This is a genomic window from Hahella sp. NS-SX17, assembly GCF_057367735.1.
Window position 1 is genome coordinate 6,228,026 of sequence record NZ_CM170632.1, and the last position, 24,284, is coordinate 6,252,309.

Annotated in this window: 15 protein-coding genes; 5 read left to right on the forward strand and 10 right to left on the reverse strand. The window is 48.0% G+C overall.

Going from position 1 to position 24,284, the window contains the following annotated elements:
• The first annotated feature begins 502 nt into the window (after positions 1-502).
• The 4 genes from AC2IBB_RS27820 to dcm all read left to right on the forward strand — a co-directional run bounded on the left by AC2IBB_RS27820 (position 503) and on the right by dcm (position 11,206).
• The gene (locus AC2IBB_RS27820; protein ID WP_486329944.1) at positions 503-4,087 is read left to right on the forward strand and encodes a DEAD/DEAH box helicase; all 3,585 of its coding nucleotides are present in this window, start codon (positions 503-505) and stop codon (positions 4,085-4,087) included.
• A complete protein-coding gene (locus AC2IBB_RS27825; RefSeq protein WP_486329945.1) occupies positions 4,087-7,185 on the forward strand; it encodes a sacsin N-terminal ATP-binding-like domain-containing protein in 3,099 nt (1,032 codons plus the stop codon). The genes AC2IBB_RS27820 and AC2IBB_RS27825 overlap by 1 nt, the downstream gene beginning before the upstream one ends.
• A 675-nt stretch (positions 7,186-7,860) precedes the next feature.
• The gene (locus tag AC2IBB_RS27830) at positions 7,861-9,957 is read left to right on the forward strand and encodes an ATP-binding protein (RefSeq protein ID WP_486329946.1); all 2,097 of its coding nucleotides are present in this window, start codon (positions 7,861-7,863) and stop codon (positions 9,955-9,957) included.
• Positions 9,950-11,206 (forward strand): DNA (cytosine-5-)-methyltransferase, encoded by a 1,257-nt coding sequence (gene dcm, locus AC2IBB_RS27835; RefSeq protein ID WP_486329947.1) that lies wholly within the window; start codon positions 9,950-9,952, stop codon positions 11,204-11,206. The genes AC2IBB_RS27830 and dcm overlap by 8 nt, the downstream gene beginning before the upstream one ends.
• A 268-nt stretch (positions 11,207-11,474) precedes the next feature.
• Here dcm and AC2IBB_RS27840 read toward each other — a convergent pair whose 3' ends face one another.
• The 6 genes from AC2IBB_RS27840 to radC form a co-directional block, all read right to left on the reverse strand.
• The gene (locus tag AC2IBB_RS27840) at positions 11,475-11,990 is read right to left on the reverse strand and encodes a hypothetical protein (protein WP_486329948.1); all 516 of its coding nucleotides are present in this window, start codon (positions 11,988-11,990) and stop codon (positions 11,475-11,477) included.
• A 23-nt stretch (positions 11,991-12,013) separates the two neighbouring features.
• Positions 12,014-12,847: a hypothetical protein gene (locus AC2IBB_RS27845; RefSeq protein ID WP_486329949.1), complete on the reverse strand. Its 834-nt coding sequence runs from the start codon at positions 12,845-12,847 to the stop codon at positions 12,014-12,016.
• Positions 12,848-12,850: 3 nt separating this feature from the next.
• Positions 12,851-16,999 (reverse strand): RHS repeat-associated core domain-containing protein, encoded by a 4,149-nt coding sequence (locus AC2IBB_RS27850; protein ID WP_486329950.1) that lies wholly within the window; start codon positions 16,997-16,999, stop codon positions 12,851-12,853.
• A gap of 638 nt (positions 17,000-17,637) precedes the next feature.
• On the reverse strand, positions 17,638-18,219 hold the full coding sequence (locus AC2IBB_RS27855; protein WP_486329951.1) for a hypothetical protein: 582 nt from the start codon (positions 18,217-18,219) through the stop codon (positions 17,638-17,640).
• A gap of 411 nt (positions 18,220-18,630) precedes the next feature.
• Positions 18,631-19,515, reverse strand: coding sequence for a competence protein CoiA family protein (locus AC2IBB_RS27860; RefSeq protein ID WP_486329952.1), 885 nt, complete (start codon positions 19,513-19,515; stop codon positions 18,631-18,633).
• Positions 19,516-19,788: 273 nt separating this feature from the next.
• Positions 19,789-20,337 carry a RadC family protein gene (gene radC, locus AC2IBB_RS27865; protein WP_486329953.1) on the reverse strand — a complete coding sequence of 183 codons (549 nt, stop codon included), beginning with the start codon at positions 20,335-20,337 and terminating at the stop codon, positions 19,789-19,791.
• Positions 20,338-20,577: 240 nt separating this feature from the next.
• Here radC and AC2IBB_RS27870 point away from each other — a divergent pair, with 240 nt between their 5' ends.
• On the forward strand, positions 20,578-21,087 hold the full coding sequence (locus tag AC2IBB_RS27870) for a hypothetical protein (RefSeq protein ID WP_486329954.1): 510 nt from the start codon (positions 20,578-20,580) through the stop codon (positions 21,085-21,087).
• Positions 21,088-21,147: 60 nt separating this feature from the next.
• Here the strand turns inward: AC2IBB_RS27870 and AC2IBB_RS27875 are convergent, their stop codons facing one another.
• From AC2IBB_RS27875 to AC2IBB_RS27890, 4 genes are all read right to left on the reverse strand, one after another.
• Positions 21,148-21,603: a LacI family transcriptional regulator gene (locus AC2IBB_RS27875; protein ID WP_486329955.1), complete on the reverse strand. Its 456-nt coding sequence runs from the start codon at positions 21,601-21,603 to the stop codon at positions 21,148-21,150.
• On the reverse strand, positions 21,600-22,955 hold the full coding sequence (locus AC2IBB_RS27880; protein ID WP_486329956.1) for a recombinase family protein: 1,356 nt from the start codon (positions 22,953-22,955) through the stop codon (positions 21,600-21,602). The genes AC2IBB_RS27875 and AC2IBB_RS27880 overlap by 4 nt, the downstream gene beginning before the upstream one ends.
• A complete protein-coding gene (locus AC2IBB_RS27885; RefSeq protein ID WP_486329957.1) occupies positions 22,952-23,443 on the reverse strand; it encodes a DUF2924 domain-containing protein in 492 nt (163 codons plus the stop codon). The genes AC2IBB_RS27880 and AC2IBB_RS27885 overlap by 4 nt, the downstream gene beginning before the upstream one ends.
• A gap of 406 nt (positions 23,444-23,849) precedes the next feature.
• Positions 23,850-24,188, reverse strand: coding sequence for a helix-turn-helix domain-containing protein (locus tag AC2IBB_RS27890; protein ID WP_216740493.1), 339 nt, complete (start codon positions 24,186-24,188; stop codon positions 23,850-23,852).
• Positions 24,189-24,284 lie beyond the last annotated feature (96 nt).

Genomic DNA, 24,284 nt, shown 5'->3' on the forward strand with positions numbered 1-24,284 from the left:
TAACCTTGAAGTCCGCGACTTTCTAAAATAATTTTCCCTTTTTAAACAGCTGGTTACATGGCGGACTAATCGAACGGTTTGATAGCGGCATTGGGAGGCGGAGGAAATAGAGCTGGTTTGGAGCGAAGAGAAAGAGAGCGAGTATCCATGTGGGTCGCGTGGGAGATTTTCAAAGTACTTCGTAATAAAGTTAAGGCTAAAACGGTAGAAAACTGTTCTGCTTATTAAGGTTTGCTCACGTCAGAAGAAAGCACAATCTTCAACTGTCACGCCATGATACAGATTCGTTTCTGTGGTGCTATCTTTGATAGATGTCGGTGGGAGGTGATCATGCCGAACATACATAGTCACTAATGAACTCGCTCCAGTCCTATTTCTCAATCTCTTCCATAGTCCTGATTAGCAGATGGGGTTCAACTATATTTGGAATGGTGAGATATGACAGCACTCTCGTTCAGTAACCTAATTGTGGAAGAGTTCACAGCAGGAGGCGAGCAGAAAAATGCATGAGAAAGCCTTGGTTCTCGGAGCTGTTGCGAAGCATCTTGACGACACAGCAGAGCAGTTAGCCGTATTTCTAGAAAGAGTTCTACCGCCGCTATTTGACGACTGGTGGAACAAAGCCGTCGTAAGTACCCTGTCGTTTCAGCAAAAGAAACGACTGGGGCAACGTAACGTCTCATCAATGGCTGGCCTTGACCTCGCTGCGCTTCTTCGAGTTCTGGACCAGAACTGGTATCAGATTTCCAGTAGCCTAGACCTTACACCCGAAGCCCGCCACTTCGTTAAGGAAATGCAAACGGTCCATAATCACTGGGCTCACGTGGGAACAGAAGGCTTCCCCGTTGACGACATATACCGGGATCTGGACACCCTCCAGCGTTTTGCCGTTGTTATCGGCGCGGATGACAAGTGGATTCAAAATTTACGAGGGACAAAGGCGGCCCTTCTTGCGTTGGAGGCCCAGCCGGAACCCGATCGAGCCGCAGAGACTTCCTCCGTGCCTCCGGAAAAGGGAAACGATGTAGACGAATTTGAACCCGGGCAAATCGTCTTCGCCAAATCAAACCCATCAAGCCGTGGCGCTGTGGTTGCCGTGATGGCCGGAATGCCTGAGAACCGATTCAAGGTCTTCATAGACGGGACAACCCAAACGTTTTACGCGTCGCAATTGCAAGCTGAAGAACAGCATGAGGTAAGAGAAGACGCATTACCCTGCGACCAATTCCATTCCTATCTCACTGCGCTACAGATAAAGTACCCGGGACTATCCATCCTCTACTCACTCAACGCTGCCCGCATCGACTTCATCCCATATCAATTCAGACCAGTATTACGCTTTATCCGGTCGGATCGTCCACGGTTGCTCATTGCCGACGGTGTTGGTGTAGGTAAAACCATTGAAGCAGGTCTCATCCTACGCGAACTCCAAGCGCGGCGTGAGATACGCTCAGTGCTCATTGTTTGCCCGCGCCCTCTGGTTACCGAGAAAAAGTGGCAGAACGAAATGAAACGCTTTGAAGAGCGGTTTACCCATCTTGATGGTGCTACCTTGCGGTACTGCATCAACGAGATGGATCTGGATGGTGTCTGGCCGGATCAACATAAGAAAAGCATTGTCCCATACTCCCTGTTCGATGAAACGCTCCTGTATGGCACGGCTCCCAAAGGAAAGCAGAAGCGGAAAAAAGGCCTACTGGACCTTGATCCGCCCCCCCGTTTCGATCTGGTTATTGTCGATGAGGCCCACCACATTCGAAACCAAGATACGTTCAGACACAAGGCCGTGAAGTTTTTCTGCGATCATGCTGAAGCGGTAGTTTTCTTGACGGCCACCCCTATTCAGCTTGGCAGTAACGACCTCTTCGTGCTTCTGAATACACTCCGCCCTGATCTCATCATTGATCATGAGAGCTTCTCGCATATGGCTGAGCCAAACCCGTTTATCAATCAGGCGGTGTCGGCGATGCGATCTCAAACGCCGGAATGGCAAAACCTTGCGAAGGAAGCTCTCGACCAGGCGGCGTCCACGTCCTGGGGGCAGGCCATACTCAGGCACAATCCCGCTTTTGGTCGAGCCCGCTCTGAACTCTCGGGAGACGGGATTACACATGAGGAACGCATAAGGATGATCTCCGATACGGAAGGGATGCACACTTTCTCCGGGATCATCAACAGAACCCGGCGCCGCGACATTGGGAATTTCACGGTCAGGAAACCCGAGACAGTCATCGTGCCATTCACACCGGCTCAGCAGCATTTGCACGACGAACTGTTGAGAATTCAGTCTGAAATATTCAGCCAGATTCACAATGGGGTTAACGTGAAGTTCATGATGACCACCATCAGGCGACAGGCGGCCAGTTGCCTCTTTGGTCTTGCCCCCTTTCTTGAGGAGATCCTCAATCGCCATTTGGATGAACTGTCCTGGGAGGAAGCGGATGACACCGGTATCCCCGAGGACGAGGCCATTATTCCCATCCAAGACCAAATCCAGAGTCTGCTGAAGGCGGCTTGCTCCCTGGAGGTACACGATCCCAAACTCGAAGCTTTACGCAACATCGTCCGCGACAAGCAAAGCCTCCAGAACAACAAGGTTATGCTGTTCAGCAGCTTCCGGCATACCCTAAACTACCTCTTCGACCATCTCAGCGAGGAAGGTTTTCGCGTCGGGCTGGTCCATGGCGGGACGCCAGACGAAGACCGTGTCACGCTCCGCGCCCGTTTTGAAAAGCCGACTGAGGATGAGACCTGTCTCGACCTGTTGCTGTTTTCCGAAATCGGCTGCGAAGGTCTTGATTACCAGTTCTGCGACTGCATCGTAAACTACGATCTTCCCTGGAATCCCATGCGGGTAGAACAGCGCATCGGCCGTATCGACAGAAATGGGCAGAGGAGCGAGAGCGTAGCCATCGTCAACTTGATCACGCCGGGAACCGTGGATGCAGATATCTACCAGCGATGTCTGATGCGCATCGGTGTCTTCAATAACGCCCTGGGAGGAAGCGAGGAAATACTTGGGGAAATCACTCGTGAGATCAAAAACATCGCGGAAAACTACGAGCTGAGTGAGGAGGAGCGTAAGAGGAAGTTCCAGCAGTTGGCCGATAATAAAATCCGGCTCATCCAAGAGCAGGAAGACCTGGAGCAGAAGCAGGCGGAGCTGTTTGGCATTCGCCTTCCTCAAGAACAGATGAGCCGCGAAATTGCAGATGCGTCAAGTTTCTGGCTATCACCGGCTTCACTCCGCAGAATGGTGACCCTTTACCTTCAGCACTTGTGCGGTAAAGACCAGGAATTTATTCTGGGCGAAAAGCCGCTCAAGACCCTCCGGCTGGCCCAGGAATTCCGTGGCCACCTTTTAAGGGATTTTCATCAGCTCCCAAGACAGAACACTTCTGCTTACCGCGAATGGGAAAATTGGCTCAAGGGCGGAAGCCAGCATTTGGCTATCACATTCGAGTCTGATTGCGCCATGCAGCATCCCGAGGCCGCCTTCATCATGCCCCTCCACCCATTGGTCAAACAGGCGGCCCTGTCATTTGATACCAAACAACGGGTCTTAACAAATCTCGATGTAGTGTCGAACGAGATACCTATTGGGCGCTACGAATTTGCCATTTACCAGTGGCGCTTTCACGGCATTAGGGAGGACTTGGTGCTTAAGCCTATCGCCTCGAACGCCATAGTGGCCGAGCACCTTGGTCGCCTTTTGGAGTGTGCGACGGATCGTCTTGGCGCTATGCCAGACGACCTTGGCGCTTCAGTTTGGGACGACTTGGACGCTCAGCACTACAGCCAGTGGAACGACGCGAGAAGCAAGCACCAGCAAAAGACCCAGGAACAGGCCGAATACCGGCGAGAGAGCCTATCCACTAGCCACCGGGCGCGGATCGCTCTTTTGGAAGAACAGCTCGGCCAAGCGACCAACGAGAAGATTCAAAAAATGCGTCGGTCTCAAATCGCCGCCGCAGAAGCGGACTACGCAAGGCGAATCCAAGAGTTGGATATCGCGCTGGAGAGAGCGGATATCGTCGCTGGTCCGGTTGCGTATGGTGTGATTCATGTTTTCGAGAGGACTTTATAATGTCACACACAATAGAGTCTCTCGCACAAAAACGTCAACGGTGGGTTGATAGTAATCGAGAAAACAACTTTGAAGAGGGGATAAAACGACTTCTAACAGAACTATACCCAGATAACGCCCACTTTATTTATGAGCTTTTACAAAATGCTGAAGATACGTGTGCTAGCGTTGTGCGTTTTACCCTGTCTGAGGAAAAAACTGAGTTCGAACATAACGGAGAGCGCCTCTTTAACCTAGAGGATGTTGATTCGATCACTAGCATTGGCGCAAGCACCAAACGTGATGACCCAACAAGCATTGGGAAGTTTGGCGTTGGGTTTAAAGCAGTCTTCGCCTATACAAGCACGCCAGAAATCCACTCGGGGGATTTCCACTTCCGTATTCAAGACCTTGTGGTTCCTGTGCCCAACAGCACTGAAACAATAGCCCCTAGTGAAAAGAAAACACGCTTCATCTTTCCATTTAACCATACAACAAAGCGCCCCGCACAAGCTGTAGAAGAGATAAGTCGGGGGCTGGAAGCATTAGGCGACAACACACTGTTGTTCCTTCGTCACATTCGCCTTATTGAATATCAACTTGCGAGTGGGGCTAAAGGGACTCTGGAACGGATTGATCATCCAAATGGATATATAGAAATCCATTCACGTCATCCTAAGGGTGAGAAAACAGTTTCTTATTGGTTGAGGTATCAGAAAGATATTGAAGTAGTCGATGATGATGGAGGGTGCATAACGTGTCGAATTGCTATTGCCTATAGCCTCCAGCAGGAATACCAGAAAAAAAGCTTACCAAAGTGGAGGATTGTTCCTCTAGATTATGGCCAGGTATCTATCTACTTTCCGGCAGAAAAAGAATCTTCCGGCCTTAGATTCCATATCCATGCTCCATTCGCCTCAACAGTAGCTCGCGACAGCGTCCGAGATTGTGAGGCGAACCGCCAGTTACGTGATTGGATCGCCATACTCATTGTAGGTTCGCTTACCGATATTCGCGACAAAGGCATGTTGACCATGGGGTTACTTGCCATGCTTCCTAACCAGGCAGATAACCTTACGTCGTTTTATGAGCCGATTCGTGCTGCTGTCGTGCGCGCATTCCAGGAGGAGTCACTCACACCAACACGAGGCGGTAAGTATGCCCCAGCTCACACGCTCTTTAGAGGTCCTGTAAAAATCGCCGAAGTTTTTAGTGATGAGGACTTGTCGCTGCTAACAAACTTGAAAGCACCATTATGGGTAGCGAATCCACCTCAGCAGAACCAACGAGAGGATCGCTTTCTAGATAGCCTTAATATTGATAGTTGGGGATGGTTGGAACTTTCCTTAACACTTGGCCAGCGCGGTGGTGAGCAGTTGCCTATTGAAGTATTGGTTGCTCAGAAAAGCGATGCGTGGGTCATGCGCTTTTATGCTTTGCTGGGTGAAGCATGTGAAGTGCACAACATGTTTGTGAGCGCGGGGGACTTACGTATCGTCAGAATTGCAGCTGGCCAAGCAAACGAGCACGTGTTAGCCGAAGAAGCATACTTCCTTCCTGACAAGGAAACCTCTCCGCCCAGTGGAATTCATTTCGTAAAGCCTACTGTATATAGTACTGGGCGCTCTGCCACACAAAAGAAGTACGCCATTGAATTTCTTGAATACCTTGGTGTACGCCCATTCGATGCAAAATCCGTTATTGAGCTCAGCTTGAGTCTTTACGATAATCCTCCTGAAAATATTGACGATGCCCACTTCAAAGATATCAAGCAGTTCGTAGACTTCTGGAAAAAAAGTTCAGACACAGAACTTTTCAACAACCATAGCTTTCTGCTCGGTAAGTCGACTGATGGTACGCTGTACTGGCTCAAACCAACGCAGCTTTGCATAGACTCCCCATATGAGTACACCGGCCTGAAAGAGTTGATAACCATTCATAAGAAGGAAGTATTATGGGAACGCTATAAGAATAAAATGACGGAGTCGCAGTTTAAAGACTTCGTTAGTTTCTTGAGATCAATAGGAGTTATGTTCGGAGTACATGTCTCTCAGGCATCTATCTGGAGCAACCCTCAACACCAAGAACTCATGAAAGGTCTAGGTGGCACTAGGGAAACCTATACCAGCATTAGTGAGGACTACTCAATTAAAGCTCTGGTTAGTTACATCAAAGTCCAGTCAGTCTCGGCAAGCAGATTAGTCTGGCAAGCTCTGATAGAAGCGGATTCACGTGTGGCCAAGGCGAGATACAGACCCAACCAGCAGTATCGAACACGGGAGACGGATTCACAACTAGTGCACCATCTAAAAGCATGCACATGGATTCCAGATAAGTCCGGCACCTTCCATAAAGCCCAAGATATGGCAGTAGAGGATCTACGCACAGACTTCCCTTATGACGACCGCAATGGATTGTTGACCGCGATTGGTTTTGGGAGTCGCGCAAAGAAACTCACTGAAGAATATGTCTCACAAAACCTTGACGCACAAAAAATGGGTTTTGAATCTGCAGATGAGGCCCAAAAAATGGCTAAGTTAGCGCAATTAATAAGAGAAAGCGGGCAATCACCGGATATGTTTCTTGAACAATTACAGCCGACCATAGAGCAAAAAAAAACATCATTTCCTGCGAGGCATGTTCTCAATCCGGAACAACGCCAAGAACGCCTTGACGAGCAACTATCTAGCACACCCGACAAAGAGTACGTGAAGCGGGAAAGGAGTGTACAGGTGCCAACTGAAATCACTGATGAAGTAATAAAAACCTGGCTCCGGAACCAGTATACAAATGATGACAACAAAATGGTCTGTCAGATATGCAAAATAGAACACTTTCGAAAACGTAATGGAGAACATCATTTCGAGAAGAAGGAAATGCTTACCTCAAGCTTTCTACCTAAAAAGCTCGTAGCCCAGTACCTAGCTCTTTGTCCTCTTTGTGCAGCCAAGTACGATGAATTTGTGAAATCCGACGATGTGGTAATGGCCAAGCTAAAGGAAGAGATTGCTAGTACCGAGAATTGTGAGGTTCCAATAGCACTCGGTGACGAAAAAACTAGCATTCATTTCGTTGAAGTCCACTACCATGATCTCAAGGCCATCATTGATGATTCTTAAGTTACAAAATTGGTAATAGCACACTTGTAGAAGTAAACAATAGATTTACCCGTTATGAATCACTCCACTCCATTTTTAAGAACTTCATTGGCGCGTAACTCACATAATCCATTTGCCAACAGTGTCTGCAATAAGTGACGTAACAAGTTATCAAAGTATGATTAGTTTCTGCCTTTAATCTTGTATTGATTGACGAGGGAGGATATTGAGGAGCCTCCTGCACTGTCTGTAGATACAGTGTTCTGAGTGCTTCATAGTCCTGAACTTCTTCAACTAAAATCTGGAGCGGCTAAAAAATCAATCATGGCAACAGTTTAGCGTTTGATGTCAGCACACATAAGATCATTTCTGTTAGAGGGGAATACCCCAAGCTCGCCATGTTACCTTATATCTCATCAAGTAAGTTTTCTCATTCTTGCTTTCGACGGTTTGCTATAATTACCATGATTTTGCGAGCACTAATTGTGTACTCGAATCTCATCCATTTGAACAGCGATTGAGTTAGCACGTTTCTGCTCATTATTTGGTCAGCCAAAAAGGTGTCTAGCTAGAAACTATACTGTACAATGCCGTAACTTGAATTTTCTGAGAGCTTTCCTTGACGAGGTGCGCATGTTTAAAGTTCAAGGTATTGGTAAGCTTTGAAACATAGGATATAAAAATAAGGAAGCATGCATGAATGCAGAAAATGAACTTGAACTTCGTTACAGCCATAATATTATCGAGCACCTCGGGCTTAAGCTGTATCAAAACAAACCTACCAATGTATTGGCTGAGTTAGTCTCTAATTCATGGGACGCGGACGCCGAAAAAGTCTGGATAGATATTGCAAGTGAAACCATTTGTGTTGGAGATGATGGCACAGGCATGTCGCGCGAAGAGTTAGCCAATAATTATTTGATAATTGGAAAAAAGAAACGAACACCTTCAAACATTGATGAGTTAACGAAAAAAAGAAGAAAACTCATGGGGCGAAAAGGAATAGGAAAGCTAGCTCCGTTTGGAATTGCCCATAAAATTTCATTGGTTACGATAAGTCAAAATACAGGGCTTTGTTATTGGATAGAGCTAGACTTGGAGGAACTTCTTTCAGGAGAGGATGACAGCTCTGACACTCTTAAAGAGATTAACTATAAGCCTAATATTGTATGCGATGGTGTCAAAAAAGATGATATCCCGTTAGGGGAAGATGAAAGTGGAAGTGTAAAAAAATTTTTAGATCGTATAAAAGGGAGCGGTACACTTGTAATTATGAGGAAATTGTCATTAAAAAGACAAATACCTCATGACAAATTACTACATTCGATTGGTCAACGCTTTACCGTCACTTTGTTAGGGGAAGATTTCTCCGTATTTGTAAATGAAATAAAGGTAACGGAGAAGCAGGCGCTGCCTGAATTTAAATTTAGAATTCCGGATAAAGAAGGCTTTGAAACAGAAACGATAAATATTTGCGGCATAGATAGAGAGGTTAGATATTGGGTTGGTTTTATTGAAAAGGCTGACTGGCCTCAGGATCAGGCGGGTGTAGGAGTATATGCTCATGGAAAGATTGCCCAGGACAGACCGTTCGTCTTCGGTTTGAAAGGCAGAGAAATTACAACAAGATATATGTATGGTGTTATCGAAGCAGATTGGCTAGATGAACTTGATGAAGATGTGGTTTCTACGGATAGAACCAGTATCAATTGGGAAAACGAAGCTGCTAATGACTTACATGAATGGGGCAACAAGCTGGTAGCTCAATGGGTCTTAAAATATAGGCAGCACCAAAAAAAGGGTAATGAAGAAAAAGTACTGGAAAAATTAAACATGCTTCCTGATATTCCTAAAATTACTGCAGCGGAAAAAAATACAATAAAAGACATGGTTTGCAGTATGAGTCCCAAAATATATAGGGATGAAGATTTGCAGTCTGAAGTAATTTCAAAGCTAACCTCGGCATGGACACATAGGCCAACCCGAAACATCATCAAAGCTCTATGGGACAAAATTGAGAGCTCAGAAAAAAATGAGCAACAGTTTTTAGACACACTAAATGATATTCATAAGCACCTGGTTCCAGAATCTCTATCGTTGTCTGTAACCGTTGCACAAAGAATTTATGCTTTATCTAAGTTAAATGAGTTAAGTAAAACAGGGACTGAGCGGCAATTACAAGCTCTTCTGGAGAAATTTCCTTGGATACTTGGCTCTGACAAAGGAAAAGTAAGTGCTGATGAATCGTTAAAAGAGATAGCGAAGAAGGCAGCATTAGAAGACTCCTTGGGAGGACATGGTGAGGCAAAAGCTGAATTAATGAAACAGCCGGACTCAGGGACTAGACCGGACTTTACTTTTTTGAGTGATACCAACCATTCAATAATAATCGCAATTGAGCTAAAAAACCCACAGATTCCGCTAGAAAGAAAGCATTTAAACCAGCTTTATACATATGTTGGCTGGCTGGAGGACATGTATCCAAAAGCAAAAGTTTATGGTGTATTGATCGGAAGAAATCCTAACAGTGCTATTTCCTGTCGGGACCCACATGTTAATGTTTTGTCTTGGCAGGATGTTTGTCTTCAATCTCGAAAGGACTACCTTGAGCTTTTAGCATCAATGTTGATTGGAGTGCCTGAACATTACGACGACTCCCGCGTAATTGATGCTGTAAATTTTGGTGGAACGCAAACTCGAGAACTACTGCAGAGAATGGCAGAGGCTGATTCTCCACTTAATGATTTATTTCAAGTAATTGACAAAAAGCTAGGCGGTCAAAGCGATGTATAACTCAATTGACTTGTTCTCTGGAGGCGGGGGGCTATCAGAAGGCCTGAGACAAGCCGGGTTTAATATTATTGCAGCAGTCGAAGTTGACCCGGTTGCAGCAGAAACATTTAAGCTTAACCATAGGGAAGCCGTATTATTTGAAAGAGATATAAGGTACGTATCCGCATCAGAGCTACTTAAGCAATGTGGTACCACAAAAGGTGGGATTGATTTACTGGCGGGATGCCCTCCTTGCCAAGGGTTTTCGTCTTTAACTTCTAAATATAAGCGCAATGATAGCCGAAACTCGCTTATAAAAGAGGTTTCAAGGCTTGTTAAGGGATTATTACCTAGAGCAGTAATGATTGAAAATGTCCCAGGGCTAATGCAAAAAGGGCGCTCCTACCTATCTGACTTTATCAAAGATTTAGAGGATATAGGTTATATAGTAAGCTACGATGTGCTCCAAGTCGCTGACTTTGGCGTTCCACAAAATCGACGGAGGTTCGTATTATTGGCAGGATTGGGTTTTAAAATTGAGATACCTAACCCAACGCACTCCCGTGTTGGTAAAAATGGCCTTCCCAAGTGGAAAACAGTCAGAGAAGCCTTCTCCGGACTCGACACGCCGACTCCTTTGGATCAGTCATATTCGTACGGTGGACCAAGGAAGTTTAATTGGAATATAACTCGTAACCTAGCCCCCATAAATTTGAAGAGGTTAAGCTATGTAAAGCCTGGAGGGCAGAGATTCGATATACCAGATGAATTTCGCCCTGATTGCCATAAAGGTAAAGAAAAAGGCTTTGGAAATGTATATGGACGCATGGAATGGGATGAAGTTTCTCCTACAATTACAGGTGGCTGCACGACACTCAGTAAAGGACGATTTGGCCACCCGTCAGAACTCAGAACAATTTCAGTCAGAGAAGCTGCACGACTTCAAACATTTCCTGATTCTTTTGAGTTTGCGACTGAATATATGGACTATGCATGCCAGATTATTGGCAATGCGCTTCCATGCGAGTTTGCGCGGCATATGAGCGTTGCATGTTATTCACAACTCGCCTTAGATGGATGTAATCGTACAGTACTAAGAGGGAGTGACGGACGATGGCTTAATATGAAGAATAATTCTTATGTGGTATCCAGCTCTCACCGGACTCAACTGGAGGCTATTGAGTCCGCTAGGGATATGCTAAAGAAAACCGGCGGAGGGAAACTGACTCTTTTTAGAGATAATGGATCCGTTTCGATAAAACGCTATTAAATTAGAGAGATCAAGAGGAGGTCTAGACTCAACATACTGTTTGATGTAAGTTGAGATTAATACATTAAATCTGACTAGGCGTGGTTCCCTCCTGCATCTCTAATGCTGAACTGAGAAACAAAGCACACTTCTTTTCACCGGAGAGTTCAGATCCGCGTCTATAGAACCATTAAGCCATTCCTGAAATAATCCTTTTTCTATTTTTTTGAAAGTATGAGATAGAGTTCCTTCTCATAGAGGTTAGACAGGTGTCTTATTCGACATACGCTCAAACTCGATAGTTTAAAGCTGTACTCCCTGTTCTTAAGGGTAAAGAACACTCAGTTTTCGCTATGATGTTATAGCCAAAGTCGACGATGCTTCCCTCGGCTTCAATGGTAAAGCCCTCAATTTCACAGGCATAGAAACCTGGTGGACAATCAATTTTCAACCAATCTCGGTCCTTCCTCCAGTTACAAAATACGGAGAAGTCTGCCGCCACCAAGCGATTTTCCACGTGCAATGGAAAAACACCCCGTCTGAAAACAATGTTTTTTCCCTCCAGGGAAGGTGGTTCTTGATCCAGGTAAAAATTGACTGTGTAAGTTTCGTCGTGCGTGATATTCAGCATGTGTAGCATGATGCCTTTATCTAGAACATTGTCAGCAGGGTCTTCATGTCTGATAAAGTACTTGGACACATCTGAGCCATCCTCAACGGCCTTTCCAAAAAACTGGGTTAATCGCTCGACATCGAATATGACTATCCCTGCGTGCTCTACGCATATCTTAAAAGACTCTTCCACAGCTAAAACTTCCTCTTTGGCAATTAGTAACCGCCAACCCTTTCATGCGGCAGTTCTGACCATGCTTTTACTATGCTAGTAAAGCTCATATTGGTCGCTTTAGAGGCAAGTTTTTCCGCTGCCTTCTTTGCGTCCACATAACTCCAGCCGTTTGAATTCAGGCACATCCAAGCTCCTAGCTCATCCCCCTTATTAAGGAGGTCACTGAATAGAGCTGACTGATTTTTGCTTGTAAACCAGTCTGGGGCGGCATTTGAGATTAATATGTTTTCCCTTACTTCATCAGAACACTCCAAAGTACAGACTGACTTCAGTGCTGATTTGGAAAGAGTCATTTCTTCATGTGGAAAGTCGCCTCTGTATGCTGACAAGTCATCCGATAGAACTGCAAGAGGGGGATGTTTTGAGAATATATCCAGCTCTATAAGGCCGGTTTCATCATCGCCAGAGTCCATTGAAACCTGATCGATCTCCGCTAAATTTGCTATTCCGTTTTTAGCCGCAAACTCCTTAATCCTTTCATTCACACCATCGGCAGCACAGATTTCTTGTAAAAGAATCATGCAAACTAATTGCTCGTATGTTTTTCCAACTTCAATAACCCGGTAACTATCTTCCGGGGAAATACGAACATAAGAGCTTTGTCGTTCACAAAACCAATGCCTCCAATAACCGTACATCGCTGAGCTGCCGGACTCTCTCCATATAGGAGTGAATGCGAGTGGGTAACCATAAATTGGGGAGTTGGTTTCATTGTTAGCAATCGATACGCAGTTGTGCGATATTTCACCAAGCGCATATTGACTAGCTATGTCGTTTAAACCTATTTGCTTCAATATGTTTTTATTCATAGACATAATCTACTCGTCTCGATCCGCTAAAGGGTAGTATGAATCATCGATCTTTAGCGCATGCTCTTCTTTTATTGGCCCTTTCCATATATTACTTGCATTACTCGTAGTAGACCTGTGGACAAGCTCGTGAGTAGCTCTATCTGTAGTGATCACCAAGTTTCTAGGATCTACCACTTGCAAAGGATAGTCGTGCTTCGAGAAGTTCCAATGATGGACTTCAGAACCTTGTGGCAATAAAGCCTGAATTTTCGGATCTGAGTGATCTCTAACGGCTCCCATAAATGCACTGTTTACGCTTTTCCATGTTTCTTCCAGGTCTTTTTGGGATGGCATCTGGCCTGCTTGAAGTTTATTGAGATACTTTTCCTTATATTTTTTACTTCTCTTATAAGCAGGGTCTCCTAACCGCTTCAATGTATCTTCAAATATTTGATGAAGCGTAATATTTTGCGCTATCGTTTCGAGACCAAAATCCGAAGGTTTGTGTCCTTGGCTATTCTCTAACTCTTTACACAGACCTAGAGGGTCAATCCAAGCAACCGGATTTGGAGCGTATTGGTAAGGATTATCTCCTCCCAATAAACCAATAGGATCTTGGCTAATGAATCGACCGCTTTGAGGATCATAGTACCTATGGCGGTTGTAATGGAAGCCGGTTTCTTCGTCGTAATACTGACCTTGGAAGCGTAACGGGTTGTGAACGCTTTCCACAGCTTTAAGGGCCACAGCCCCATATGTTTTGTAACGGACGGACCAGACCAGGGTTCCAGCGGCATCGGTCATTTCCTGGGGCGTGCCCAGGTGATCCAGGTGGTAGTGGTAGACTTTTTCGTCCTGGATGAACGCCAGCGGGCGGAATGAGTCGGGTTCGTAGATATAGAGCTTGCGCAGGTTCTGTCGTTGTTCGGACAGCAGCACATCGCCGTTCCACAGGAATTCCGTCTGGCCGAAAGCGTCCTGTTTTGAGATACGGCGGCCCAAGGCGTCGTAACGATACTCGGTGCGTTGACCGTCTTTCTCCACCGCGATCAGCTGGTTCTGCTTGTTGTAGAGGTAGCGGGTTTCTAGTTTGCCGCCTTTACCGCGTCTTTCGCGAACCAGGTTGCCAGCTTCGTCGTACTCGAAATGGCGATCACCATAAAAGTTCAGCCGATTGGCTTTTTTCACGGCTGTGTCATTTGATCCGCCGCTCAGGATGTTGCCCGCCGGGTCGAAGTCGAACTGCTCGTTGCAGTAACTCTCCACCTGTTTGAGACGGTCCAGGGCGTCGTAATGGTAGCGGGTCGCGCCTTTTTGCAGATCGTCGATCAACGCCAGGTTGCCATGGTGGTCGTACTGATAACGACGGTCGATCAGTTGCGTTTTGTTGGCTTCATGGTTGACGCGATGGCGACTCAGGCGTCCCATCAGGTCGTATTCGTACTGGGATTGCAGCGCGCCCTGCTGGCGAGCGATTTCGCGGCCCTGTTCATCCCGGGTGATCTGCGTCAGCAGGTTATCGTTGTAGCGGGCTTCGCTGAACAGGCCATGCTGATCGTAGGCGAAGTTAAGCCGGGTTCCGTCCGCTAACTGGGTTTGCGTGCGCAGTCCCAGGGGATCGTAATCATGACGCAGCACATGCTGGTCCTGACGCTCTTCCGTTAGCTGTCCCAGCGCGTTGTAGGCGAAGCGCAATTGTCGGTGAGGGTTGCTGGCCTCAGTGAGCCGTCCCGCCGCATCGTACTGGAACTGGCTGACTTCGCCGTCCGGACTGTGTTTTTCCCGCAGTCGGCCCAAGGGATCGCGGCGGAAGCGGGTGGTGTTGGCCTGTTCCGACGGCAGATCAATGTGAACGCCTTCCAGATGAGAGACCAAATGCCCGGCGCGGTTGTACTGGTATTCCTGAATCCGCCCGTCGAAGCCGATTTCCCGAATGAGGCGTTCATTGCGGTCGTAGCCCAGTTTATAGCGCTCGCCCTTCTCGTTGATCAGACCAATCAGGTTGCGTTCTTTGTCGTACAGGTATTCAAACACCTGTCCGTTGGGATCGATCTTTTTGCGCACCTGGGACAGGCCGTCGTATACGTATTCCGTGCAGCGGCCGGCGGCGTCGATAAAGTGGGTCAGTTGACTGTTGGCGTTGTAGCGCAACTGCACGGCGGAGCCGTCCGGATGCTGTACGCGAGTGACGTTGCCGAGCAGGTCGTATTCGTATTCGGTTGTGCGCTGGTCCGCGTCCACAACCGCGCTAATATCGCCGTCTTCGTTCAGCAGGTACTCGGTGCGGCGGCCGTTGACGCTCTCGCTGACTAATTGCGCCAGCGCATTCCAGACGAAGGTTTTTTCATTGCCGGCGGCGTCGGTGATGGTCTGCGGCAGGCCGCGTTCGTTGTAGGCGTAGCGGGTCTGGTTGCCGAGCGGATCGGTGACGCAGGTCAGCAGCCCTTGGCCGTTGTACTCGCGACGCCAGCTGTGGCCTAGGGGATTGATCATCTCCACGGGCTGGCCGCGGTGGTTGTAGCGGATTTTATAGGTCGCGCCAGTGGCGTCGGTCAGTTGCGTCAGTAATCCCTGCTCGTCGTAGACGTAACGGGTGACGCCGCCTTCCGGGTCGATATGTTCGATCAGCTGGCCCTGTTTGTTGTAGGCCATGCGCGTGACCCCGCCTTCGGGATCAATTTCCTTGATGATCTTGCCGCGGTGGTCGTAGTAGTAAGTGGTTTTGCCGCCGTTGCTGTCAAAGGCGTGGGAGACTTTATTGGCAATATCCCATTCAAAACGATAATCGTAAATGCCGCGATCGCCCCACTGACGCAGACACTTGCCGCTCGGGCTGTACTGACTCCATTCGAAATAGAAGCTGAAGCCGGTTTTCAGGGTGCGGCGGGTGATGACGTGATGGCGGTAGGCGTAGGTTTCGCTGGCGCCGGCCCGGTCTGCGGCGCGAATCAGGTCCTGCTGCTCATCATAGTCGTAGGTGGCCAAGGTAACGACGGCGCCGTTGGACTGGATCGACTGGATTTCGCACATCAGCCCCTGGGCGTTGTGCAGGATATGCAAACGCGGTCCCCAGTTGGCTTGCAGGATAGTGATGGGACGCGCATAACCTTCCACATCCTGCCAGTAAGCGATGTTGATGCGATTGCCCAAGGCGTCCACCAGAGCTTCCAGGCGGTAGGCGCCGTTGCCGCCGACAAAGACTTTATCCGGTTGTCCCATCTGCTGCAGCGCGTAGGTGTTCTCGTCCATCCGATGCAGGGTCATGCGCTCCGCCGCGTTGCGGCTGGACTGTTCGATCAGGGGCCGCGGGAAGTCGATATAACGGCCTTCATCGGTGGTGAAGGTGATGCGGCCGTTGTCCTCTTCCAGGGTCTGACACAACAGGTGCGTCCAGCCCACGCCCAGGCCGCGCTGATGGTTGTTGGAAGACTTGTAGGTGCGCTTCCACACTAAAGGCATGGGACCAGGTAGGGTGAAGTCCACCAGGTCCAGCAGCTCCTCGCCGGTGACCATGCTAATAGGGTCGCACTCCTTGGCAGTTTCCTTGTTATCAGGGTGAACGGCTCCATTATCATTCTGGCCGCTGGCATTGCTGACGGAGCTATCTTCAGGACTAGACGCCGGTGCGGCAGGCGGCGGCGCACCATAACTGGTTTTGGGGCTCTTTTCACTGGCCCAGCCCACATTACCGTTGAAGGATGGATGACTTTCCGCCAGCGGATTAGAGGCGGCTGCGCCGCCCGCAGCGGTCCCCGCTGGGCGCTTGGGTGACGGTGTCTTGACCGGCTTAAGGCGATTCAACAGTTGCGTGGCGACATGGGTGTTGGACTGCCCCGGCGTCAACTTCTTGTTCTTCTCAACGATCAACGGATGGAAAGGCTTTTCGCTTGCATCCACCACCAGTAACACATTGCCATGTCGAGCTTCACGAATCAGAGTGTTGCGCCAAGCGTTAAACGACGCTGCGGTGCGACCAGGAAACTTGTTCGAAGTGGATTGAAAGTGGGGTCCTTGCAGAGAAGCGATAAAGGCGTCGAAATCTTTACCGCGTCCATCCCCGTCGTTCAGACACTTCTCGATATAACCAATGGCGGTGGTAGGTGATTCAATACGCGACAGCTCATCGGACGTGACATCCAAATGGTGCTTGACCTGGAAACGACGGGGGTAATGCATGCAGAAAACATCCCTTGTAGTACGCCTTTCCTAACCAAACAAGGTGAAGATGACGCAGAATCAAAATTGTTACGTATTTTTACAATACAAGAATATTTTACTATCCAGAGGCGTCTGGATGTATAATCCAATCGGGATAGGAGTTCGGAACTAGCCGACAATACTAGCTTGACGACGCGATCACAAAATAAGCATCATGAAACTTGCTTTAACTTGCATTCTAGGATGGGCATTGCATATGGACTCGCGCAGTCAAAAATCTCCCCAACAAATAGTCGAAGAAGCAATTCTACGGTACCTCCCTGAATATGTGCCTGATGCTATCCAAAGTGGTGTTTCTGAAACGCAAATACTAAGCGGCAGCATCTCTCATACAGAAGCCAAAACATATCGCGAATTGAGTTTAAAAGAGATCACGCGTCTAATGAGCCAATCGTCAATGGAGTACCAGCTAAAAAGGATGAAGTCCCGAGGCTGGTGACTTTTGCCTATTAGAAAGGTTAGCGAGTGAAACGACGGGACTTGTCGATCCCCCTCGTCAAAGTATTTTACATTGTTGGCTCAGGCAGCTTCCGTGGCCTTGCTCTCAACTCCCATTTTATTTGTAGGCAGGGAGCTAAGAGCAGGAGAAATCCCCACTATGACCGAGGATGGAACCAATCTTTATATAATCTAATATTTGGATCACTCTGATAATCAAGCTTTGAGTACCCTATCACTCTTAAATCATTAGGATGGATTACTTGATCCGTTTCCAGGGCAAAAATAGGACCCCCTCCATCGTTTACAACTACTCCAGCCCAATACTCTCCCTTATCTATTAAGCGAAAAGCATTATCTTCTCCTCCTGACTCACGTCTCCAATAGTCTTTACTTCTAGTTCTAGTCCTATCATACGCCCTCCAAAACTCACCTCTTGGAACTCTTACTTGTAAGAGTATTCCTATTGCAGTGCCATTTGAGTTTTCAGGTACAAAATTCGAGTATGCTGTCGCAATGTCAGGGGCAGTGGCGTATTTAATTTTCCTAATTGAATCTCGACTTATTGTACGTTCATAAGTTTTTGCACCTAAAGAACTCGTGTTTGCTGCTATTTGAGGGTTTAAGCCGTGGGTTAAGATGGATGGCCAGTTTGAAGCATAAGTTCCATGCGTAAAGTAGTAGTAATTTTGGTCTTGAATCTTTATTGATTCGACTATAGATTTAAATTTGGCGTACATATGAAACTCCAGAAATATAAATACAAGATGAAGCCTGATTTCTCTAGATTAAGACTACCCAATTGAAAAACTGCTTTTCTGTAAGCTTTCGGCTGATTGATAACCGGCTTTTGCATAGTTAAATATTTCTTACCTTTCAGCCATGCTTCAACGATATCCATCGCCAGTGATGTTATTTATGTGACAATTTTTAAGAAAGCACTTTGAATTCACTTCTTTTTCTTTATTTTGAATTATTATATGAAGGTGGAATTATCCGTATAAGAATTACAAAATCCAATCCTACAGATGTAGGATACTATCTATGCATTGTATTCTTGCTTGCCGTTTACTTAGATAAATAGGCACGGAATAGTTTCGAGACAAAAGCTAAGCCTCAAATAAAGCTGATTGAGCGCTAGATGGAGTGAGCTATCTTGATCTGCAGTCTGCTTCCTCAACTTCCTGCACGCATCTGGGGCACCGGCTGCCATAGCTGGCTGAAAAGTTGTAGTTGTGCCCACATTGCGTACACGTGAAAGTGCGTTGATGAGCGTTACGTGTTGTAGAGTATGGAGTGTGTGTTCTGTCGTGGTAGGTTACTTGAGAAAACTGTGAGTTGTGGGATGATTTTTTTTCTAACGCCTGCTTGGCGTTAGTAATTTCTCTATACTGCTTGGGATGGAAAAGCCATCTTTTTCCTTCCGCTGAGTCCAATAAAAAAGTTTTAAGCACGTCCTTAAATGTAAGCGAGTGCTCTTTTTCTTCCCAAAACAATGACTCAAGCTCAGTTAAGTCAACGGCGAGAATACCTATTGGTTTTTCTACAGGCTCTTGAATTAGGTCAATACGCCGTTCTGGATATTCGAATTGAAGCCCCAGGGGAACCACTTTTTTCTTTCCCTGAACCTTTCCAAGTACATCAAAGTCAACCCCATACATCTGTTGGCTGACGGAGATATCTTTCAAAGTCACTTCCCGTGACTCTGTTATAGTTATCCACTCTGACATTCCGTTTACGGAAACTAATCTTTCGTACAATGGGAGCTGGATATTACAAGCATCAACAGAGTCCATTAACTGCCGGGCCATCATGGCAACTGAGACATAAAAAGAATACTCACACTGCGTGATTTCTTCTTCAGATTTGTTTTTTGTGAAATGAGCGAAGTGCCAAGTTTTTTTCTGGCCTTGCCGAGCCACCAGCTCAATACGGCATGAGGGGCAAATACAGCCTGAGTGGATTCCTCGAGGGACTTCATGCACATCGACTAATTTCGAAGAGTTGACTTGCAAGCCAAAAGGAATTCGGTTCATTGAATTCAAGGTCTCCCATCCATGTCACTTCTAGCGTTGACTTTTATCAACCGCCAATCCGAATAGCGCTTACGAGTTAGTTATACTCCCACGTTATTATCTTGGTGTTAAGTCTATTCTCTTGCTGTCATGCTGCCTTTTCACTCTTGCAAGAAATAGCTGATGTGTGTTGATGGAGCAACTCTTAGTTGGATATGCGATGCGTCTATTGTTCGGAGAAAAGTGTGTGCAGGCTCCGGGATTACCCGGAGCGTATTACCAAGAAGGTATTAGTTAAGCGGGTTCGGGAATCTTCCGCGGTCTTTTTCCGAAGATGCCCTGCGCCGCCATACTTACAACTTGATCCCCTCCCACCACAAAGTGGTCGACGAGTGGAATTTCAACGAGCATAAGCGCCTGAAGCAAACGGTAGGTAATGAGCTGGTCGTTAACGCTAGGTTTGGGATCGCCGGAGGGATGGTTGTGAGCGACGATGACTTTCGCAGCGTTATGGCGTAAGGCCGCTTTCACCACTTCGCGAGGATAAATATGGGCCTCGTCGATCGCGCCACGGAATAGCACTTCGTAGGCGATCAATCGGTTCTGAGTATCCAAGAAAAGTCCCACGAACGTTTCGCGTGGCTCCGGCGCCAGATGCATCATCAGATATTCTTTCACTTTACCCGGGTCATCCATGTGGCAGGAATGACGTTTAAACCGTTGCGCCAGGGCGCGTTTGGCGGCCTTTAAAACGATGTCCGAATCCAAGGGCACGGATAGGGTAAATTCCCCGGTGCGCCTGTTCAAATGAAGCGTGGCCGTAGTAGACTCGACGTCAGCCATGATCAACTCCCTTGTAGTTGGTTTTGGTTAGTCGGCGTTGGGTGTTGGCGCACCTAACGTCGACGAGATTACTAGGCCTATGAACGCTCAATCAGAGGAGCAATGCAAGTCCCATCTCAATGAAGGGCCCGCCGCTGAAGTACTCGATAAGTTTTTGCCATGTATAGGCTTTTGTAATAGCAATAGGCCCTGCTAATGCAAGGCTTTTGAAAGCATTAGGTCGAATTATTAGGAGATTATATGGCAAGAATTGACGTACAAGGCGGCATTCAGGCTGGTAGAGACAATATTTTCAACATTAGCGAACAACAGCAAACCTATAAAGATATTGATCAACTAACACCTGAAGAGTTACTGCAGGAAGATGCCCACACAGCAAAAGTTATCCGTGATTACAGAGCAAAAAGAAGGCGTAGCTCTCGCCTTAGCATGGCCATTTTATTACTTGGGCTTGTCGCATTGAGTATATTGGCTTTTTTCGCAAAGGAGCTTTTTGTCTCTTATGCAGCCAGCAATGGTGAGCCAATTAGTATTCAGGTTGGCATAAAATTTATTTGGGATTCAGTGACGACTTCAGACCGAACTCAAGTATTAGTTTCGACCATAGGTTTTTTGGTGTTCATAGTGATCACTGTATATTTTCCTCTGTCTCGTATATTTGAGCTATGGGCTAAAGCCGACGACTTTCTTGTTGAGCAACGCAATAAGCGCCGCTGGATCAGAAACAGACTGTTAGAGCTTGGCCACTAAACTTCATAAGCGGAATGATGCCTAGTAGTCTCGTTCCGCTGTAGGAAGACTGGAAATGCCCTATGTGCTCTTCCAATGCTCTTGTCTTGATTTGAATACTTTGCGCAGAGCTTCGTGCCATAAAAGCGGCGGATCTACCGCCAGATCGAACAATGTAATGTGGTTGGGCAATGCGTCGTCCAGGATGGCCACCACGATATCAGGCGGCAACAATGTCAGATTGAGGATGCGGCTGACGTAACTGTTATCCACACCCTCCTTGGCGGCGATATCGCGTAGCGTTTCTGCTTCTCCTGATGCTAAGAGCGCCGACCATCGATGCGCCCTGGCGAGCGCCACCTGCAGTGGCGTGATCGCCTTATCCCAAGGCCTTGCATCCTTCCTCTCCTCTGGAAGCGTCACCAGCTTGCGCCCACTGCGCCGCTTGAAACGGATCGGGGTGGTTAGCGTCACGGCGCCATGACTATCCGTGATCAGGCTGGTTTTCCCTGTACTCTGGATACGCGTTCCACTCATTCGGCAGCTCCCTCGTGAGATGAATTGATTGAGGGGGATAACTCCATCGCCATTCGTTCAATGCCATTCATGCGCAGCCGTACCTCCAGTTCATTGGGCGAAACCACTACTTTTTCCACCAGCAGTCTGACAATGCGTGACTGCTCCACCGGAAACAACTGGTCCCAGATCTCATCCAACCGTAACATCGCGACGGCGACCTTCGCCTCGTCCAGCTCAGGATCAATCCCTGCAGCGACTGGCGTCATCTCTCGTAACAACGTGGGCGAGCGCAGTATTCCTCGTAACTGTTCCAGTACCGCCGACTCAAGCTCCGCCGCAGGAAGGCGCGGTAGGCCGGACGCGCCAGCGCCTTCTTTAGCGTCCCGCTGCGGTATGTAGTAGCGATATCGTTTGCCGTTTTTCTTGGTGGTGTGCCAGGGTGACAACGCCCGACCGTCATAACCAAATACGATGCCTTTCAGCAGATAAGATACCTTCGCGCGGGTGCTGGCGGCGCGCACACGACCGTTTTTCGATAGGATCGTCTGGACATGCTCCCACAGCTCCTGGTCGATAATGGGAGGGTGTTCTGCTTGATGCCATTGATCCTTGTGGCGTAGCTCACCCAAGTAGGTGCGATTGTTCAGCAGCTTATAGATCAAGCTCTTGTCGATGGGTTTGCCTTTACGAAACCGGCCGTCCTGTGTGGTCCAGGATTTGGACGTAGCGCCATCTAAACGTAACTCTTTCACCAGCGTCGTGCTGGAACCCAGCTCGGCAAATCGTCGAAAGATATGATGGACCAGTTTGGCTTCGCGCTCATTGGGGACCAGACGCCTGTCCTTGACGTCATACCCCAGCGGAGGAATACCGCCCATCCACATTCCTTTTCGCTTACTCGCAGCGATTTTGTCGCGAATACGTTCACCCGTTACCTCACGCTCAAATTGGGCGAACGAGAGTAAGATGTTCAACATCAGACGCCCCATGGACGTGGTCGTATTGAACTGCTGCGTGACGGAAACAAAGGAGGCGTTATGGCGATCAAAGACTTCCACCATCCGGGAAAAATCTGTCAGGCTGCGTGTTAGTCGATCAAGCTTGTACAGAACAACCACATCGATTTTCCCCGCCTCAATATCCCTAAGCAGTCGCGTTAGCGCTGGGCGATCCATGGTGCCGCCGGAATAAGCGGGATCGTCATAATCATCCTCTACAGAAATCCACCCCTCCGCTCGTTGGCTTGCGATGTACGCATGCCCAGCATCACGCTGGGCGTCGATCGAGTTGTACTCCTGGTCAAGGCCCTCCTCATGGGATTTACGCGTGTAGACCGCACAACGCAGCCGACTTTTCACGACGTCGTTCATCGTTTGCCTCCCTTGCGCGCGCCTTTGGGTTTCGAGGCTGACTTCAGCCCAAAAAAAGCCGGGCCAGACCAACGCGTGCCCGTGATTTCCCGAGCGATCATGGACAAGGATGGATACAGGCGGCCCTGATAGTCATATTGCCCATCCGCGAGCACCGTCACATGGTGCTCAACTTCGTGATATTCACGTGTCAGCACCGTGCCAGCTGGCGGCCGGTTTTCACGGACAGGCTTGTCTGGATCGGTGGCCTCCACCAGCTCAGCGATGCGGCGTTGGTTGCTCTCCAACAGCTCTGGATTTGTCTTACGAAACTCTTCCTCCTGTAACCGATAGGCAATGCGGCGTTCTAAGTATGTGCGCACGTGCGTCGGGGCGTCGGTCTCGAACAGCTTTCGCCAGAGCCCCCGGAGTTGGGGCATGGACAGCGTGGGTAAAGCCGCCACTCGGGCTGCGATGGAAGGCATGGATATCAATTCTGTTTGGCTCATTCGACCTCCGTTCTCTCAGTTTTTAACGGAGTTGGATGAACGCTCTGTCGCCCCTGGAAGGCAAGTCCCACCTTGCTCTCTTTTTGAAAATTCTTCTCGCGAAGGCGAACAAGCCCGTGAGCGAGAATGAGTACGACTTCCTGTCTACGCTGTTCCGCACTCATGCGCTCGGGAGGAATGGCCTGACAAGGGCTGTACGGGGAATGGCTTGATGGCATTGCTGGGCGGTCCTGACTGTCAAACTGCTTGATGGAGGGGCAATTATCGGCTCAAGCAACCAGCCTGGCCATGAGGGAGTTGCGGGCTATTGCGAACTGTTTCAGGGGGCTTGGGGCGATGGCGGAAACGACGAATAAGTTTATCGTTGAAGGACTCGCATTATTTAGATAAAAGACTGGCCTGAAGGCTAGTTATCTGTAGCTGTGTTGTCTTCCGTCCAAGCGTCGACGATTTGCCGGACTCGCTTTTTATCTGCTTCTCGTAGGGATTTGTATTTGCGGAAGAAGGCCTCATCAATAACGCCTTGATCTGGCGTAGTGGCGGAGCCATTCAGTAAAAATTCCGAGGTGACTTTAAGCGCTGTAGCGATCTTGTCTACCTTCTCCACTGAAGGGTTACTTGATTCGAAATTCTCCAGATTCCACAGATAGCTTTTACTGGAACCGGACAGCATTGCCAGCTGTTCAAGACTGAGCTTTTGTTGTTCACGCAACTTACGAAGTTTGCGGCCTAGCGTTGATGGCACAAGACGTTCCTTTGTTATATTTATTACTTTTTTATTTATAAATCATATCACTATGCCAACTACACGCGCATCTTCTTGTTCTTGACAGAAAATAGC